15 protein-coding genes are annotated in these 18051 nt (G+C 36.7%); 1 reads left to right on the plus strand and 14 read right to left on the minus strand.

Annotated elements, in window-relative coordinates:
- Window positions 1-13: 13 nt before the first annotated feature.
- The 14 genes from ACFPVY_RS10000 to mraZ form a co-directional block, all read right to left on the minus strand.
- Window positions 14-463, minus strand: a complete 450-nt coding sequence (locus ACFPVY_RS10000) for a GatB/YqeY domain-containing protein (RefSeq protein ID WP_379791845.1) — start codon at window positions 461-463, stop codon at window positions 14-16.
- A 302-nt stretch (window positions 464-765) separates the two neighbouring features.
- Complete coding sequence (gene ftsZ, locus ACFPVY_RS10005; RefSeq protein WP_379791846.1) at window positions 766-2790, minus strand: cell division protein FtsZ; 2025 nt, start codon at window positions 2788-2790, stop codon at window positions 766-768.
- Between the two features lie 66 nt (window positions 2791-2856).
- Entirely contained in the window at window positions 2857-4251 is a 1395-nt protein-coding gene (gene ftsA, locus ACFPVY_RS10010; protein WP_379791847.1) for a cell division protein FtsA, read from the minus strand.
- Between the two features lie 3 nt (window positions 4252-4254).
- On the minus strand, window positions 4255-4980 hold the full coding sequence (locus ACFPVY_RS10015; RefSeq protein WP_379791848.1) for a cell division protein FtsQ/DivIB: 726 nt from the start codon (window positions 4978-4980) through the stop codon (window positions 4255-4257).
- Entirely contained in the window at window positions 4967-6316 is a 1350-nt protein-coding gene (gene murC / locus ACFPVY_RS10020; protein WP_379791849.1) for a UDP-N-acetylmuramate--L-alanine ligase, read from the minus strand. Before murC ends, ACFPVY_RS10015 begins: the two co-directional genes overlap by 14 nt.
- 53 nt (window positions 6317-6369) lie before the next feature.
- On the minus strand, window positions 6370-7473 hold the full coding sequence (gene murG / locus ACFPVY_RS10025; protein WP_379791850.1) for an undecaprenyldiphospho-muramoylpentapeptide beta-N-acetylglucosaminyltransferase: 1104 nt from the start codon (window positions 7471-7473) through the stop codon (window positions 6370-6372).
- 161 nt (window positions 7474-7634) lie between these two features.
- Window positions 7635-8972, minus strand: coding sequence for an FtsW/RodA/SpoVE family cell cycle protein (locus tag ACFPVY_RS10030; protein WP_379791851.1), 1338 nt, complete (start codon window positions 8970-8972; stop codon window positions 7635-7637).
- Window positions 8973-9062: 90 nt separating this feature from the next.
- On the minus strand, window positions 9063-10400 hold the full coding sequence (gene murD, locus ACFPVY_RS10035; protein WP_379791852.1) for a UDP-N-acetylmuramoyl-L-alanine--D-glutamate ligase: 1338 nt from the start codon (window positions 10398-10400) through the stop codon (window positions 9063-9065).
- The gene (gene mraY / locus ACFPVY_RS10040; protein WP_379791853.1) at window positions 10401-11624 is read right to left on the minus strand and encodes a phospho-N-acetylmuramoyl-pentapeptide-transferase; all 1224 of its coding nucleotides are present in this window, start codon (window positions 11622-11624) and stop codon (window positions 10401-10403) included. It abuts the gene before it with no gap.
- A gap of 7 nt (window positions 11625-11631) precedes the next feature.
- Entirely contained in the window at window positions 11632-13095 is a 1464-nt protein-coding gene (locus tag ACFPVY_RS10045; RefSeq protein WP_379791854.1) for a UDP-N-acetylmuramoyl-L-alanyl-D-glutamate--2,6-diaminopimelate ligase, read from the minus strand.
- Window positions 13092-15089: a penicillin-binding protein gene (locus ACFPVY_RS10050; protein WP_379791855.1), complete on the minus strand. Its 1998-nt coding sequence runs from the start codon at window positions 15087-15089 to the stop codon at window positions 13092-13094. The genes ACFPVY_RS10045 and ACFPVY_RS10050 overlap by 4 nt, the downstream gene beginning before the upstream one ends.
- A complete protein-coding gene (locus ACFPVY_RS10055; protein ID WP_379791856.1) occupies window positions 15080-15427 on the minus strand; it encodes an FtsL-like putative cell division protein in 348 nt (115 codons plus the stop codon). Before ACFPVY_RS10055 ends, ACFPVY_RS10050 begins: the two co-directional genes overlap by 10 nt.
- A gap of 60 nt (window positions 15428-15487) precedes the next feature.
- A complete protein-coding gene (gene rsmH, locus ACFPVY_RS10060) occupies window positions 15488-16396 on the minus strand; it encodes a 16S rRNA (cytosine(1402)-N(4))-methyltransferase RsmH (RefSeq protein ID WP_379791857.1) in 909 nt (302 codons plus the stop codon).
- Complete coding sequence (gene mraZ, locus ACFPVY_RS10065; RefSeq protein WP_379791859.1) at window positions 16371-16844, minus strand: division/cell wall cluster transcriptional repressor MraZ; 474 nt, start codon at window positions 16842-16844, stop codon at window positions 16371-16373. Before mraZ ends, rsmH begins: the two co-directional genes overlap by 26 nt.
- Window positions 16845-17287: 443 nt before the next feature.
- Here mraZ and ACFPVY_RS10070 point away from each other — a divergent pair, with 443 nt between their 5' ends.
- On the plus strand, window positions 17288-18049 hold the full coding sequence (locus ACFPVY_RS10070) for an alpha/beta fold hydrolase (RefSeq protein WP_379791860.1): 762 nt from the start codon (window positions 17288-17290) through the stop codon (window positions 18047-18049).
- Window positions 18050-18051: the final 2 nt, after the last annotated feature.

Consider the following 18051-nt stretch of genomic DNA (forward strand, 5'->3'; position numbering starts at 1 on the left):
CGAAAAATCTAATTTACGATAATAATTTCTTTACGATTGTAGAAATCGTTTTTCCGTCTGCTTTTCCAGCTAATTGAGCAGCAGCTTCGCCCATTACTTTTCCCATTGACGCCATTCCTGACGCGCCTGAATCTGCTATGATTTTTGCGACTATTGTTTCTACTTCTTCTTCAGATAATTGTGCTGGAAGGAATTTTTCGATAACTGCAGCCTGCAATAATTCTGGTTCGGCCAAGTCTGGTCTCCCTTGTTCTACATAGATATTTGCGCTGTCTTTTCTTTGCTTTACCAATCTTTGCAAAAGCTTGATTTCGTCTTCTTCAGAGATTTCTTCTTTTGAACCTGTTTCAGTTTGTGCTAATAATAAGGCAGATTTTACGGCTCTTAATGACTCAAGACTTAATGTGTCTTTGGCTCTCATTGCCGTTTTAATTTCTTCGTTGATTTGAATTTGTAAGCTCATTTTATTACGTTTTATGTACGTTCTGTTTGCGTTATTGTTCTGTTGTTTAAAGAAATGCGAATGGTTTCTCAATTAACCCCGATTGCAGGGAAAATCCTTTTTTATTTTTTCTTTAAAAATAAAAAAGATTGTACCGGAAAGCGGGAATTGCCATCACTGAAAATGCCCGACGATTCGTTTCTCAATATTATGTGATTGCTTCGTTCCTCGCAATGACGATTTTCGCAACGAATGCGAAGATAAAAAAAATAACCCGAAAACTCAATGAATTTTCGGGTTATCGGATAATGGTTTTGAGTTAGTTAATCTACGTTATCGTGAAGGAACGAGTTGTTTGAACGCAACTGTAAGTCGTCGTTGCTGTCTGTTCCTAAAGACATCCTAGATTTGCTATTGTCAGCCTGAGTATTGTTTAAATCGATACCCATTCTTTTGTATGCTGGTTCTTTTTCAAATTCGTCAACTCTCGATGGATTGTTGTGGAATTTATAATTAAATTCTTTCATTTTCATTCTTCTCTCGTCAGCTCTTTTTTTCAAAGTCTGCTCGATTGTCATTTCCAACGGAGAAATTTCTTCGAAAGCTGGATTGTTGAATTTTGGAGTTTCTACTTTCATAGTCAATTCTAATTCTCTGTCCACCGGTTTTTCAACAACGGCAACAGGCTTAGATTGAACCAATTCGTTTTCAACTTCCATATATTCTTCAAGAGAATATCTAACGATTCCTTTTTCATTTAATTCAGTCATCGGAACAACTTGAACTGGCTGATTTACTTGGATTTCTTTAGTTTCGTTTGACAATTCGAAAAGAATTCTGTCTTGTTTTGGAGCTTCTTTTGGCGCTTCAACTTCTTGTTTTACAGGAAGGTCAAACGAAAAAGTGATTTGCTCTTCTTCTTTATACGCTACGAATTCTGGTTGAAAAACTTCCATTTCTCTAACTTCAGGAGTCGTGATGTAAAATTCGTGCTCGCTGATTGGCGAAACAATTTGGAATTCAACATCGATGTTTTTGATGAATTCTGTTGTTTTAACTAAGTCAGAAACTGGCGCAACTGGCTCAGCAGGAACGATTGGTGCAACCGGAGCGACGAATTGTACTTGTTGAACTGGCTCTTCTACCACTTTTACTGGCTCTTCGATTTTTGCATCAAAAACATTATAGTCTTCTAATTCAAAAACGACTCTTTCAGTGTTCGCTACTGTTTTTTTTTCTTCTGGAGCAGAAAAATCAAATGATGAAACTACTGGTTTTGGAGACAAATCGTGACCCATTCTTTGGTTTTCTTCAAGAGAGTGGATTATTTTTTTTGGCTCTGTATTTACGATTTCATTTTGTTGTTCTACGTTGAAACCTGTAGCAATAATTGTTACAGCGATTGAATCTCCTAGCGTTTCGTCTTCACCAACACCCATAATGATGTTTGCGTTGAAACCTGCTTCCACTTGAATGTGGTCGTTGATTTCACCGATTTCGTCAATCGTGATTTCGTTAGTTCCAGAAACGATAAGCAACAATACGTTTTTGGCACCAGTAATTTTGTTGTCATTTAACAACGGAGAATCCAATGCAGAAACGATTGCTTCTTTTGCACGGTTTTCACCGATTGCCGTTGCAGAACCCATTATTGCAGTTCCGCTGTTTGACAACACAGTTTTAGCGTCTTTTAAATCGATATTTTGAGTGTAGTGGTGCGTGATTACTTCAGCAATTCCTCTTGAGGCTGTTGCCAAAACTTCGTCCGCTTTTGAGAAACCGGCTTTAAAACCAAGGTTTCCGTAAACTTCTCTCAATTTATTATTATTGATTACAATCAAGGAATCAACTTGTTTTCTTAATCTTTCAACACCCAACAAAGCTTGGTCTTGACGCACTTTTCCTTCGAATTGAAAAGGAATAGTCACGATTCCGACAGTCAAGATATCTCTATCTTTTGCCAATTGAGCGATAACCGGCGCAGCACCAGTTCCTGTTCCACCTCCCATTCCTGCGGTGATGAAAACCATTTTTGTGTTGGCATCCAACATTTTTTCAATGTCAGCAATACTTTCGATTGCAGATTGTTGCCCAACTTCTGGGTTTGCTCCAGCACCAAGTCCTTCAGTTAAGTGAACACCTAATTGAATTTTATTAGGCACAGTGCTATTTGCCAACGCTTGAGAATCTGTGTTGCAGACAATAAAATCTACACCTTTAATTCCTTGTTGAAACATGTGGTTAATCGCGTTGCTTCCGCCACCTCCGACACCAATTACTTTAATTACATTTGATTGATTTTTAGGTAAATCAAATGAAATGCTTCCAAAATCTGAGTTGCTCGTCATAATATTTGGTTTTAATTTCTTTTCTTTTTCTTTTTAATTTTTTCGGCTAATACTTTATCTGCCTCGTTATTCTGCATTATCTAAAAATTCTTTGATTTTGTCTATATACTTGTCAAAGAATGATTTTTTCATTCGTCCTTCTGTGGAAGTTGGTTTTTCTGCCATCGCCACTCGTTTTGGAGCTTCTTCTACGTGAACTTCTTCTTGTTCGTAAACTGGTTCTGCAACGACCTCTCTTCTGATTGGCGCTACAACCACTTTTTCAACTTCTAATTCTTTTAACGGAACCGCGCTAACTGTATTGTTTCTGATGCTGTTCATCACTAATCCAACTGCCGTTGCATATAAAGGACTAGAGATTTCTTCGCTAGAATTTCCAGCTAAATGCTCGTTTGGATATCCAATTCTAGTATCCATTCCGGTGATGTATTCCACCAATTGTTTCACGTGTTGCAATTGCGCGCCACCACCTGTCAAAACAATTCCTGCGATTAATTTTTTGCGAGGGTCTTCGTGACCATACGATTTAATTTCGGTAAAAACCTGCTCGATAATTTCAACAACGCGTGCGTGGATGATTTTTGACAAATTTTTCAAAGAAATTTCTTTTGGCTCTCTTCCTCTCAAACCTGGAATTGAAACAATTTCGTTGTCTTTATTTTCTCCTGGCCAAGCTGAACCGAATTTTACTTTCAATAATTCTGCTTGTTTTTCAATAATTGAACATCCTTCTTTGATATCATCTGTAATCACGTTTCCTCCGAAAGGAATTACAGCCGTGTGACGAATGATTCCGTCTTTGAAAATCGCCAAATCTGTTGTTCCACCACCGATATCTATCAATGCAACACCAGCTTCTTTTTCTTCTTGACTTAAAACGGCATCGGCTGAAGCCAAAGGCTCTAACGTCAATCCAGATAAATCTAAACCTGAGCTTTTGATACATCTTCCCACATTTCTGATAGAAGAAGCCTGACCAACGACAACGTGGAAGCTAGATTCTAATCTTCCGCCGTACATTCCGATTGGTTCCTTAATTTCGGCTTGACCGTCAATCTTAAATTCTTGTGGCAAAACGTGGATAATTTCCTCTCCAGGAAGCATCGCTAATTTATGCACTTGATTGATTAACAAGTCGATATCATTTTCACTGATTACTTCTTCAGGATTGCTTCTGCTGATGTAATCGCTGTGTTGAATACTGCGAATGTGCTGTCCTGCGATTCCCACGACAACGTCTTTAATCTTGTAACCTGAATCCACTTCAGCTTCGTGAACCGCTTGCTGAATTGACTGGATTGTTTGAGTGATATTATTTACAACACCTCTGGCAACACCCAAGCTTTTGGACTTTCCTACACCAAGGATTTCCAATTTTCCATACTCATTTTTCTTGCCAATCATAGCGACAATCTTGGTTGTCCCAATGTCTAAACCTACTGCAATGCTCTCTTTTTCCATATCCTAATTTTTGGTGCACACTACCTGTTGCGTAAACTTCAGATTTACTGTCTTGTAATTATTTATCAAACTGTCTTGAACCGCCTTTTGAAAAAAGGCTTTGTAGTTCTTGAACTTTTTATCAACATTTATCGTCTTGCCAAAATCGATGACATAATTAAAATTTCTGTTCATCATTTTAAGGCTTCCGTCTGGCAAAATTTCCACTCCAATGATGTTTTTTTGCAAGAAATCATCTTCATAGATATAGCGAAAAACCTTCGTCAAGTCTTCGCTATTTTTTTTGTTTATTGTACCCGAAATAATCGGAACTCTAGCCGTAAAATTGTCCGATAACGGCATCTTATGTCCTTCATAATCAACATAAAAAGAACCATTAGACCCGAACACTCTTGCTACTGGAGTTTTCTGTTTTACCACAGCTTTCAAGACACCATCAACCGTCACAAATACTTCACACTTTTGTATCATATTGTGATTATTAAGGTTTTGCTCCAATTCCTTCAAATCTACCTTATCTTTTTGAATGTTTTTCACACTCGAATTATTTTCTATTAACAATTTATTAACCGCTTCTTCGGTAATAAACGGACTATTTTCATCCACAAATTCAACAATGGTTTTCTTCAATTTTCGCTCTTCATTTCGTTTCGAAGTGAACGAAAAAAGGAAGATTACCAATGCAAACATCCCTATCAATTTTACATTTATCCAGTTAAACTTTTTCATTTAATGCTTGTTTAATTGGTTTTACTAATTCACCGATATCGCCCGCGCCAATCGTGACAATTACTTTTGCGTCGCTACTTAAAATTACGGAAATTAATTCAGATTTTGCAACTAATTTCTTGTTATTATTTGTTATTTTTTCTAAAAGCCAATTAGAATTCACTCCTTCAATCGGCAATTCTCTAGCCGGATAAATATCTAACAAAATCACTTCGTCAAACTGCGACAAACTTTCTGCAAAACCGTCGATAAAATCTTTTGTTCTGCTAAAAAGATGCGGTTGAAAAATGGCCAAAACTTTTTCATTTGGATACAATTCTCTAACAGCTTGATTTACTGCATTAATTTCTGTCGGATGATGTGCGTAATCATCAATGTAAACTAAATTTTCTTCTTTAATTTGGTACGAAAATCTTCTTTTCACACCTTTAAAACTGAATAATGCTTTGGCAATGTTGTCGGTCGGGGTGCCGTAGGTATTTGCCATTGCCAAAGCGATTAAAGCATTGGTCAAATTATGTTTACCTGGTAAATTAAATCTCAAATCTTTTATCGTTTCTGTTGGCGTTTGCACGTCAAAAACATAAGCGCTATTTTCAATTCGAACATTGAACGCTTTGTATTCTGCATCTTCATTTACCGCCACCGAAATGCCTTTCAACGGCAATCCTTTTGCAATAAATAACTTATTTTTATCTTCAACTTTATCCGCAAATTCAACGAACGAAGCTTCAATTGAAGCCGTGTCGCCATAAATATCTAAATGGTCTGCATCCATTGACGTGATGCAGGCAATATTTGGATGCAAATGCAAAAACGAACGGTCAAATTCGTCAGCTTCTACAACAGTTACTGTTTTTCCACTTCCGATTAAATTCGAATTATAATTTTCTACAATTCCGCCTAAAAACGCTGTTACGTCAGCACCACTTTCGTATAAAATATGTCCGAGAATACTGGAAGTTGTCGTTTTTCCGTGTGTTCCGGCAACTGCAAAACAGAAGGTGTCTTTAGTAATAATTCCAAGAACTTCTGCCCTTTTTTTGATTTGATATTCTCTTTCCAAAAAGTAATTCCATTCAGAATGTGTTTTTGGAACCGCCGGCGTGATAATCACCAATGTATTTTCTACGAAATAATCCTTCGGAATTAATCCAATCGAATCTTCAAAATGAATATCAATTCCGATGGAAGCCAAATCTTGCGTCAGCTCCGTTTCAGTCTTATCATATCCAGATACATTTTTTCCGATGGCCTTGAAATAACGCGCCAAAGCACTCATTCCGATGCCTCCGATTCCGATGAAATAAACGTTATGTATCTGATTTAAATTCATTTTTTTATTTAGTCATAATGTCGTAAAGTCACAAGTCGTAAAGTCGTTTGACCTTACCACTTTTGACTTTCGACTAATTTAATTATCTCGTCAACAATATCTTTTGTCGCATTTGGCGTGGCCAGTTTTTTTATGTTTTGACTTAAGCTATTTTGTAAATCTTGGTCGCTTAAAAGATTATTGAAAGTTTCGGTGAATTTTGTATCCAATTCACTTTCTCTAACCATTAAAGCGCCGTTTTTATCCACAATTGCTTTGGCATTTTTTGTCTGATGGTCTTCCGCTACATTTGGCGACGGAATAAAAATAACTGGTTTTCCAACCAAACATAATTCTGAAACCGATGAAGCGCCAGCTCTTGAAATAATGAAATCTGCCGAAGCGTAAACCAAATCCATTCTGTCAATAAACGAAACGACTTGAACATTTTCTTTCTCGTTGAAATGTTGGTATTCGTCAATGTAGAATTTTCCGCATTGCCAAATAATCTGCACATTCTGAGATGTGAAATTCACCAATTCTTTTGCAATTAATTGGTTGATTCTTCGTGAACCAAGGCTTCCGCCAAGAATCAATAATACTTTTTTATCAGCGTCTAATTTGAAATATTCCCTTGCTTCTGCATTTTTTCCGTGAATGTCAATTAAATCTTGACGCACCGGATTTCCTGTCATTACAATTTTATTCTTCGGAAAAAATCGCTCTAAATTTTCATACGCTACGCAAATTTTGTTTGCTTTGGCGCTCAACCATTTATTTGTAATTCCCGGATAAGAATTCTGTTCTTGGATTACTGTCGGAATTCCTGCAAAACCGGCAACTCTCAATAACGGTCCGCTGGCAAAACCACCAGTTCCGATGACTACATTTGGTTTAAAATTCTTTACAATAGTTCTTGATTTCAACAAACTGTCAAAAAGTTTGAACGGAAAAAGTGAATTATCAAGCGTCAATCTTCTTTGTATTCCTGAAATCCAAAGTCCTTTTATTGGATAACCAGCTTGTGGAACTTTTTGCATTTCCATTTTGTCTTTTGCTCCAACGAACAAAATTTCGCAATCAGGAAAACGCTCTTTTAATTCATTTGCAATAGCGATTGCTGGGTAGATGTGTCCACCAGTTCCGCCTCCGCTTAATATGAATTTCAATTTTTGCATTTTTTATTTAAACTTTTTTACCGCAGATTTTTAGATTTTTTTTCTGAAATCTTTGTATTTTTTTTGCCACAGATTACAAGGATTAAAAGGATTTTATTGCAACGTTCCCTCGACTGCGCTCGGGATGACAGACTATTAAATCTTAAATCTGCAATCTTAAATCATTTCCCCATTACCGCTTTCATTGGATTATCGCTTAAATCCTCAATTGCGTATCGTTGTTCTACTTTTTCGTTTGTGTATTCGCTTTCTTCCTCTTCATTTTTTTCTTCTTCATCGTCTATTTCGCCGTTCATTTCTCTTTCGATTAATCTTTGAAGTGCTTCTTCACGTTTTGCTTTTTCAAGAATTTCTTGAGCAATTTCCTCGTCTTTTTTGGTTACGCTTAAAATGATTCCGAGGGAAACGCAGGTCATCCAAATGGAACTTCCTCCGCTACTTATCAACGGCAATGTTTGTCCGGTTACTGGCAACAATTCTACGGCGACAGCCATATTTATCAAAGCTTGGAATACGATTGGAAATCCTAATCCGACGACTAGTAATTTTCCGAATAATGTATTTGCTTTGTGCGAAGCGATTAAAAATCGAATAAAAAGGATGATGTACAAAAACATAATCACGACGGCACCAATCAATCCGTTTTCTTCTACAATGATTGCGTAAATAAAATCGGAAGAAGATTGTGGCAAGAAGTTTTTCTGAACACTTTTTCCTGGTCCGACTCCATAAAATCCGCCTGTTGCAATTGCAATTTTTGCTTTTTCTATTTGGTAATTATCTTCGTCTGGTTTGTCGCTTGTGAAATTTTCAATTCGGCTTACCCAAGTATCCACACGGTTTGGGAACGCATCTGGAAAAGCTTTTGCAATTAATATGAAAAATGTCAAAGCAATTATTCCGGTTCCGATGATAATTGCTAAATATTTCAACGGATATTTTCCAACGAAAACCAACATCGAAACCATTGCAAAAATCAAGGCCGCTGTAGAAAAGTTAGCCGGAAGAATTAGTATTAAAATCGCAAAAACCGGAAGCCATAATTCTAAAGCTGACTTTTGGAATGAATCTTCAATTTCTCTTTTCTTGGCCAAATACCTTGCCACATAAATCATCAAAACCATTGACGCCAATGTGGAAGTCTGGAAACCAATTCCGATAAAAGGTATGTTAATCCAACGGCTGGCGTTTGCTCCACCGATGGTTTTTCCTTGCAATAAAGTGTAAAGTAAAAGCAACCAAACGATTGGCAAAGCCACCATAGAAATTGCTTTGAAATAATGATACGGAACTTTATGTACCATATAAACAATCAAAAATCCGATGCCAACGTGCGCAAAATGTTTAATCAAAAAGCTCACCGTATTTCCAGAACCATTCGCGCTGTGCGCCAAATTACTACTCGCGCTGTAAACCGGCATAAAGGAAATCAGCGCCAAAAGGGCGATAAATGCCCAAATGACCTTGTCTCCTTTAAGATTGTTTATAAACTCTTTCATAATCACTTACATTTTTATTTTTGGCTTTTCTTGACTTTGATTCTGTGATTGCTTCTCCCGAAATTTCGGGACTGCAATGACAAAACTTACTTATAAATTCTGAACGGCTTGCTTAAATTGTCTTCCTCTGTCTTCGTAATTTTCGAATAAATCAAAACTTGCACACGCTGGAGAAAGCAAAACTGTATCGCCTTTTTCAGTCATTCTTTGTGCTAATTTTACAGCGTCAACCATATTTTGTGCTTCAATCATTTCATCAACCACATCGCCAAAAGCATCAATAATTTTTTTGTTATCAATTCCAAGGCAGATGATTGCCTTCACTTTTTCGCGAACCAATGGCATCAATTCTGCGTAATCATTTCCTTTGTCAACACCACCAACAATCCAAACTGTCGGCGTGTTCATGCTATCCAAAGCATAAAATGCTGCGTTCACATTGGTTGCTTTTGAATCATTCACATACTGAACGTTTTGAATTTTCAGCACTTTTTCCAAACGATGCTCCACACCTTGAAAATCAGAAAGACTCTCACGTATCGTAGATTTTCTGATTCTTAACAATTGCGCAACTGTTGAAGCTGCCATTGCATTTTTCACGTTGTGTTTTCCTTCTAGGGCTAGTTTGTCTTGTGGCATAACAAATTCTTCGTTATTGATGTTTATATAGATATTTTCTTCTGTTGCAAAGGCGCCGTTTTCAAAGGTTTTTGTCATTGAAAAAGGCAATAATTGCGCTTTTGTTTTATTCATTTTAAGCCAATTTGTGATGGCTTCGTCGTCAGCATCATAAATCAGAAAATCTTCTTCTGTCTGGTTTTCCGTGATCCTAAATTTCGCTGCGATGTATTTTCCGTAATCGTAATCATATCGGTCTAAATGGTCTGGACTTATGTTCGTGATTATGGCAATATGCGGTTTGTAATCTATGATTCCGTCCAACTGAAAACTGCTCAATTCAAGAACATAAACATCATGTTTGTCATCAGCAACCTGCCAAGCGAAACTTTTTCCGATGTTTCCGGCTAAACCGACGTTGATGCCGCCTTGCTTTAGCAAATGATAGGTCAGCATTGTGGTTGTCGTTTTTCCGTTGCTTCCTGTGATTCCTACGGTTAGAGCTTTTGTGTATGGAATCGCAAATTCTATTTCAGAAATTACTTTGATACCTTTCTCCAAAATTCTCTTCACCATTGGCGACTTATCAGGAATTCCGGGGCTTTTCATCACCACATCTGCATTTAGAATTAAATCTTCTGTATGCTTTTCCTCTTCCCATTTGACGCCGTGAAGACCAAGAACTTCTTTGTAATTATTTTTTATTTTTCCGAAATCAGAAACGAACACATCGTATCCTTTTTTCTTCCCGAGAATTGCAGTTCCAACACCGCTTTCTCCTCCGCCTAAAATGACTAACCTTTGTTCCATTTATCTTAGTTTTAAGGTTACGATTGACAGAATTGCCAGCAAAATTCCCACGATCCAGAAGCGGGTCACGATTTTACTTTCGTGATAACCCTTCTTCTGGTAATGGTGATGCAATGGCGACATCAAAAATATTCTTCGGCCTTCGCCGAAACGTTTCTTTGTATATTTAAAGTAAGAAACCTGCAAAATCACTGAAAAATTCTCTGCCAAGAAAATCCCACACAAAACAGGAATCATCATTTCTTTTCTAACTGCAATTGCCAAAACAGCAATAATACCACCGATGGTCAAACTTCCTGTATCGCCCATAAAAACAGAGGCGGGATAAGTATTGTACCAAAGAAATCCGACGAGCGCACCGACAAATGCGGCGATGTAGACCGTCATTTCCCCGGAATTTGGTATGTACATTATGTTCAAATAATTCGAGAAAATAATATTTCCCGAAACGAAGGTGAAAATTCCTAAAGCTACTACTGAAATGGCGGAAGTTCCTGCGGCTAAACCGTCGATTCCGTCAGTAAGATTGGCTCCGTTTGAAACCGCTGTGATGATAAAAATTACGACTGGAATAAAAATCAACCAAGCGAAATCTTTATAATCATCTCCCATAAAAGAAAGAATTTCGGCATAATCAAATTCGTTATCTTTAAAGAAAGGAATCGTTGTTGCCGTTGATTTTTCTTCTAGAGGCGCTGCAGAAACCGTTGTTTGGTTTGTTGCAAAAATATTCGTGTTTCCGGTATCAGTTCTCACGGTAACTTGCGGATGGAAATACAAAACCGTTCCCACGATTAATCCCAAACCAACTTGCCCGATAACTTTGAATTTTCCTTTTAAACCTTCTTTATCTTTTTTGAAAATTTTGATATAATCATCTAAAAATCCGATGCAACCCATCCAAAGCGTGGTCACAATCAGCAAAACGATATAAATATTGTTCAGTTTTGCCAATAATAAAACCGGAATTAGCGTTGCAATAATGATAATAAGCCCACCCATTGTTGGAGTTCCTGCTTTTTCATTTTGTCCTGCCAAACCAAGTTCACGAACCGTTTCACCAACTTGCTGTTTTCTCAAAAAGTTGATGATTTTCTTTCCAAAAACGGTCGAAATCAATAGCGAAAGTATGATTGCCAAACCAGAACGGAACGTAATGTATTGAAACACTCCGGTTCCTGGAACGTCCATTCGGTCTAAATATTCAAATAGATAGTATAGCATAGTTTCTCTATTTATTCAGTTGTTCTAAAAGTTCTTTTACAATTTTCATATCGTCAAAATCGTGGCGAACGCCGTTGATTTCTTGATAGGTTTCGTGTCCTTTTCCTGCAATTAGGATGATATCGTTTGGCTGTGCCAATTGACAAGCCGTTTTTATCGCTTGTTTTCTGTCTAAAATTGCAAGCGTTTTTTTATAATTTTGAGGCTCCACACCTTTTTCCATATCTTCGATAATCGCTTGAGGATTTTCGGTTCTTGGATTGTCCGAAGTCAAAATCGCTTTATCGCTCAATGTCGAAGCGATGTTTGCCATAATCGGACGTTTTGTTTTATCTCTGTCGCCACCGCAACCCACAACTGTAATCAATTGCTCGTTTTTGGTGCGAATATCTTCAATCGTTTTCAGTACATTTTCTAAAGCATCTGGCGTATGCGCATAATCCACAACCGCCGTGATATTATCTTTTGAAACTATAAATTGAAATCTTCCGGAAACACTTTCTAATTCTGAAAGCAATCTCAAAACTTCTAAATTATCTAGACCTAATTCGATTGCTGTTCCATAAATTGCAAGCAGATTATAGGCATTAAAAGTTCCGATCAAACGAACCCAAACTTCTTGTTCATTTACTTTCAAAAGCAATCCTGACAATTGGTTTTCCAAAATCTGCGCTCTGTAATCTGCGTAAGATTTTAAAGCGTATGTCAGTTTTTTTGCTGCTGTATTTTGCAACATTACTTGACCATTTTTATCGTCAGAATTCACTAAAGCGAAAGCTGATTTTGGCAATTGGTCGAAAAATATTTTTTTCACATCACGGTATTCCGCAAATGTTTTGTGATAATCTAAATGGTCATGCGAAAGATTTGTAAAAACGCCTCCTGCAAATTGCAAACCCTCAGTTCTTTTTTGTGCGATTCCGTGTGAACTTACTTCCATAAAGCAATATTCTACGCCGGCATCGTTCATTTGTTTCAAGAACTTATTGATCGTAATTGAATCTGATGTTGTAAGCATTGACTTGTATTCCACATCATCAACCACGTTTTTTACAGTAGAAAGCAAACCGACTTTGTACCCCGCTTTTTTGAACAATTGGAACAATAATGACGCGATTGTCGTTTTTCCGTTTGTTCCTGTGATTCCAACCAATTTCAAGTTTGACGACGGATTTCCGTAGAAATTTGAAGCCATAAAAGCCAAAGCTCTATTCGTATCTTTTACTTGAACGTAAGTTACTCCAGCCACAATATTTTCTGGAAACGTGTCGCAGATAATTGCCGTTGCGCCTTTGTTAATCGCAGTTTCAATAAATTCGTGACCGTCGGCAACAGCACCGCGGATTGCAATAAAAACGTCATTTTCTTCAATCTTTCTTGAATCGAAGTCGATGTTGTTTACAGCAATTTCCGTTGAACCTTTGACTGCTTCAATCGCTACTTTATATAATATGTCTTTTAGAATATTCACGACAATTCTAATGTTATGGTGTTATTTTTAATAATTGGCTGGCCCGCTTGAATCGATTGTTTTTTCACTTTTCCAACTCCGATTACTTTCACTTTCATCTTTAAGTTTTCAAACAAGGCAACCGCATCCATTCCCGGCATTCCGTGAACATTCGGAACTTTTTCTGAAGAAACCAAGTTGGAATATTTTCCAAAATTAGCCTCTTGCATTTTGCTCTTCCTGTCTAAATTTTTGATTTCATTCGTAGAAGGAACATCCGTAAAAATCTTCTGTGCGATTCTTTTGAAAACCGGCCCGGAAACATCTCCTCCATAAAAACCTTTGCTCTTGCTTGGCTTGTGAATAATCACGATACAAGAATATTTTGGATTATCCGCTGGAAAATAGCCTGCAAAAGAAGATGCGTAATACATTGCATCTGAATGTTTTCCTTTGGCATAATCCACTTGCGCGGTTCCGGTTTTTCCCGCCATTGAAAAATCTTTGGAATACAATTTAGAACCCGTTCCCTTTTTTACTGTATTTTCTAAAATTTTTCTGACTTTTTTAACCGTTTCGTCAGAGCAGATTCTTGGATTAATCACTTCTTTATCGAACTTTTTAATCGTTTTATTCCACTCTTTAATTTCTTTTACGAAGATTGGTTTTACCATTTCTCCGTTGTTTGCAATCGCGTTATAAACTGTCAGAGTCTGCAACGGCGTCATCGAAACTCCGTAACCGTAAGCCATCCATGGAAGTGAAATTCCGTTCCATCTTTTTGTTTTCGGCTGTGGAATAAAGGGAATTCCTTCACCTTTAAAAGGCAAACCCAATGGCTTGTTTAGTCCCATTGCATTAATTCTATCCACAAACTGCTTCGGATTGTCTTTATAATTTTCATAGACCGCCTGAGCCATAATTGTATTGGATGACAATTCAAAACCTCTTGCCAAGGAAACTTTTCCGTAACCGCCTTTTTTAGAATCATTTACACGGCGATTGTGATATACGACGGTACCACCGTGGCTGTCATATACTTTGCTTGTATCCACTTTATTATCGTCAATCAAAGCAATCAAATCGATTAATTTAAAGGTCGAACCTGGTTCGTGAGATTCTGTAACTGCGTAATTTTGAGTTTCAGAATAGGTTCCGTCAGCGCCAATACCCAAGTTTGAAATTGCTTTTACCTCACCCGTTTTTGTTTCCATCACCACCACGCAACCGTGTTCTGCTTCGTAATATTCCAATTGTTTAAGCAACGCATGATGCGCAATATCTTGGATATAAACATCAATTGTTGATACAATATCATAACCGTCTTGAGGCTCCACTTGGTTGTTATCACTGATGGGTTTCCATTGCCCTTTTGCAATTTTTTGCTTTAAAACCTTACCGTCTTTTCCGTTCAGGTAATCTTTAAACGCCCACTCGATTCCTTTTCCGTCCACGCCACCGTCAACATATTGTCTTTCATAACCGATAGTTCTTTGGGCCACCATACCGATTGGATGTTCACGAACCGTTTTTTGTTCCGAAATTAAACCGCCTTTATTTGGGCCTAATTTGAACAACGGAAACGTCTTCATTCGCATAAATTCGGTGTAGCTCAAACCTCTTGCAAGCAATAAATACCTGTTTTTGTTGGCTCTCGCTTTTCTGAATTCGTTATAATAATGAGAACTTGGTTTTTCTAATAAAATCGAAAGCGAATCTGCCAAAGCTTTGATGTTTTTGTCAAAATCTTCCTTCTTTGGAGCCATCGCGTCAAACCGAACGGTATAATTGGGGATTGACGTTGCCAATAAACTTCCGTCAGCAGAATAAACATTTCCTTTATTGGCAGGAATTACAAATTCCTTTACTGTTTTATCTTTACCTTTTTTTCTGTAATAATCACCTTCAACCCACTGAATATTAGTCAGTTTTACCAAAATACCGACAGCCATTATCACGATCACAAAAGCGACCAGATAAATTCTATAAGAAATATTTTTTTCTTCTACTGCCATAATTTTTCAAAAAAGCCTTTTTCTTTTTCTTTTAAAACCTTGATTTTCTTTGGAGGAACTGACGATGGAAAAATCATTTTCGCTTCCATTTTTATTGCAATCGTCGACTCCATTTTCAATTTCATTAATTCTGAACGTCTGTCCACAAATTCAGAACGAAGCTCTTTTACTTCTTTATCTAATTCTGTAATTCTGTATGTTTTTTGCTCATAATTGTGTGAATTTGCAATCATTATCAAAGCCAAAACAATCAAGAAAATGATGAACTGCCAGTTTTTTGCTGCATCATCATTGATTAGAAACTTTGCTTTTAATATGCTGTAAACTCCACCTTTCATATCTATGATTTTTGATTTAAGATTTCTGAAGTCTGCCAACTGAAATCTGCAATCTGAATACTAAACTTTTTCTGCGATTCTTAATTTTGCACTTCTTGCTCTGTTGTTGATTCTGATTTCAGCATCATTTGGAACAATTAATTTCCCTATAGTTTTAAACGGAACTGAAAAATTTCCGAAGAAATCACGTTCTGGTTCACCTTCAAACATTCCGTTTTTAATGTATCTTTTTACCAATCGGTCTTCTAAAGAATGATATGAAATCACGCTTAATCTTCCGCCTGGTTTCAAAATTTCTAAAGATTGTTCTAGAAATTCTTTCAAAACATCCATTTCTTGGTTCACTTCAATTCGGATGGCTTGATACATTTGAGCCAAAATCTTATGACTTTTATGCGCCGGAAGAAATCTTCCCAAAACCGTTTTTAACTGTTCTGTATTTCTGATTCCCTCAATTTCTCTGGCTTCCAAAATAACTCTTGCAATTGTCGGCGCATTTTTCAATTCTCCATAGTCATAAAATACACGACGCAAATTCGCTTCGTCATATTCATTGACTACTTTATAAGCACTCAAGTCATTTTTTTGACTCATTCTCATATCCAATTCCGCATCGAAACGAGTTGAAAAACCCCTTTCCGCCACGTCAAATTGGTGTGAAGAAACACCCAAATCAGCCAAAATTCCATCAACGCTTTTCACATTGTGGAATCTCAAAAATCTTTTAATGAACCTGAAATTTTCATTAATTAATGTAAATCTTTCATCGTTTAAAGCATTTGCTAACGCATCTTCATCTTGATCAAAACCAAACAATCGTCCGTTTGGACCCAATCGTTTTAAAATTTCTTTTGAATGACCGCCACCGCCAAAAGTCACATCCACATAAACTCCGTCTGGCTTGATATCCAAACCATCCACAGTTTCCATTAACAAAACCGGATTATGATATTCCATTGTCGTCGTCATTTATATTTCCCATTACGTCTTCCGCCAAATCTGCAAAATCCATATCATCTCCAGAAATTGATTTTTCATACAAATCTTTATCCCAGATTTCAACGATATTTACTGCCGAAGACAACACTAAATCTTTTGAAATATTTCCGAAAGTCACTAAGTCCTTCGGAATTAAAAGTCGTCCCAAATTGTCAATTTCAACCACTTTTACACCAGCCGTAAATCTTCTGATGAAATCGTTATTTTTCTTCACAAATCGGTTTAACTTATTGATTTTCTGCATCATTAAATTCCATTCTGCCATTGGATATAATTCTAAACAAGGCTGAAAAACCGAACGTTTCAACACGAAACCATCGTTCAAAGAATCAGTCAATTGCTTCTTCAAAGGAGCTGGCAAAAGCACTCTCCCTTTAGCATCGACCTTACATTCATATGTTCCAATGATGGTATTCAATTAGTTACGTTTTTTAATGATTAATAGCAAATGTAGAAAAATAATTACCACAATTTACCACAAATTACCACTTTGTTGATAAGTTTTACCACTTTAGAATCAAATCAAATAATTTTGGCTTTTACGACATCTTGCCTTTCATTATCAATATTTTAACGAAATTTAAGTTTTACAAAAAAATCATCAAGAGATTTATGAATTTTGATATATATTTTAAACAATTCAGAAAACAAAAACCAAATGATTTAATTCAAAATAACTGATTTATAGAACTTTATCGATTTTTAGTGAAGAATTTAATTTTTGAGATGAAAATCCTTACGCCTATTCAAGTTTTTGCAAAAATTTAAAAGTAATTTATCTTACCAAAAATTCGTTTTTATTGATAAAATCATATATTTGTGTTCCCTACATTCTGGGGATCGAAATGCCTAAAACTACCAATGGAAGAATTAAAAAAAGAAGGAAAATATAAATATTTTGAAGCCGGAGAAGGCACACCAATCATTATCCTCCACGGATTGATGGGCGGATTGAGCAATTTTGGAGGTGTGGCCGAATATTTTCCAAAACACGGATATAAAGTGGTAATTCCAGAACTGCCGATTTATACCCAAAATATATTAAAAACCAACGTTAAAGCGTTTGCGAAATATGTAAAGGATTTTATCACTTATAAAGGTTTTGACCGCGTCATTTTACTAGGAAATTCACTTGGCGGACACATTGGTTTGTACCACACAAAAATGTATCCTGAGAAAATGCTTGGTTTGATAATTACCGGAAGCTCAGGACTTTATGAAAGCGCGATGGGCGACAGCTATCCAAGACGTGGTGATTATGATTACATTCAGAAAAAAGCGGAAGCCGTTTTTTATGATCCAAAAATTGCTACAAAGGAAATCGTTGATGAAGTCTATGAAATGGCAAATGACAGAATCAAATTAATTAAAACGTTGACCATTGCAAAGAGCGCAATTCGACACAATATGGCGAAAGATTTACCAAAAATGCACGTTCCTACTTGTATTATTTGGGGAAAAAATGACAAAGTTACGCCACCAGAAGTTGCAGAAGAATTTGATCAATTATTACCAAATTCCTCTTTATATTGGATTGACAATTGCGGTCACGCGGCAATGATGGAACATCCGGATGAGTTTAATAATTTGATGCACGACTGGCTTAAGAAAACACATTTATAGAC

Source organism: Flavobacterium qiangtangense (genome assembly GCF_042658345.1).
Taxonomy (GTDB): domain Bacteria; phylum Bacteroidota; class Bacteroidia; order Flavobacteriales; family Flavobacteriaceae; genus Flavobacterium; species Flavobacterium qiangtangense.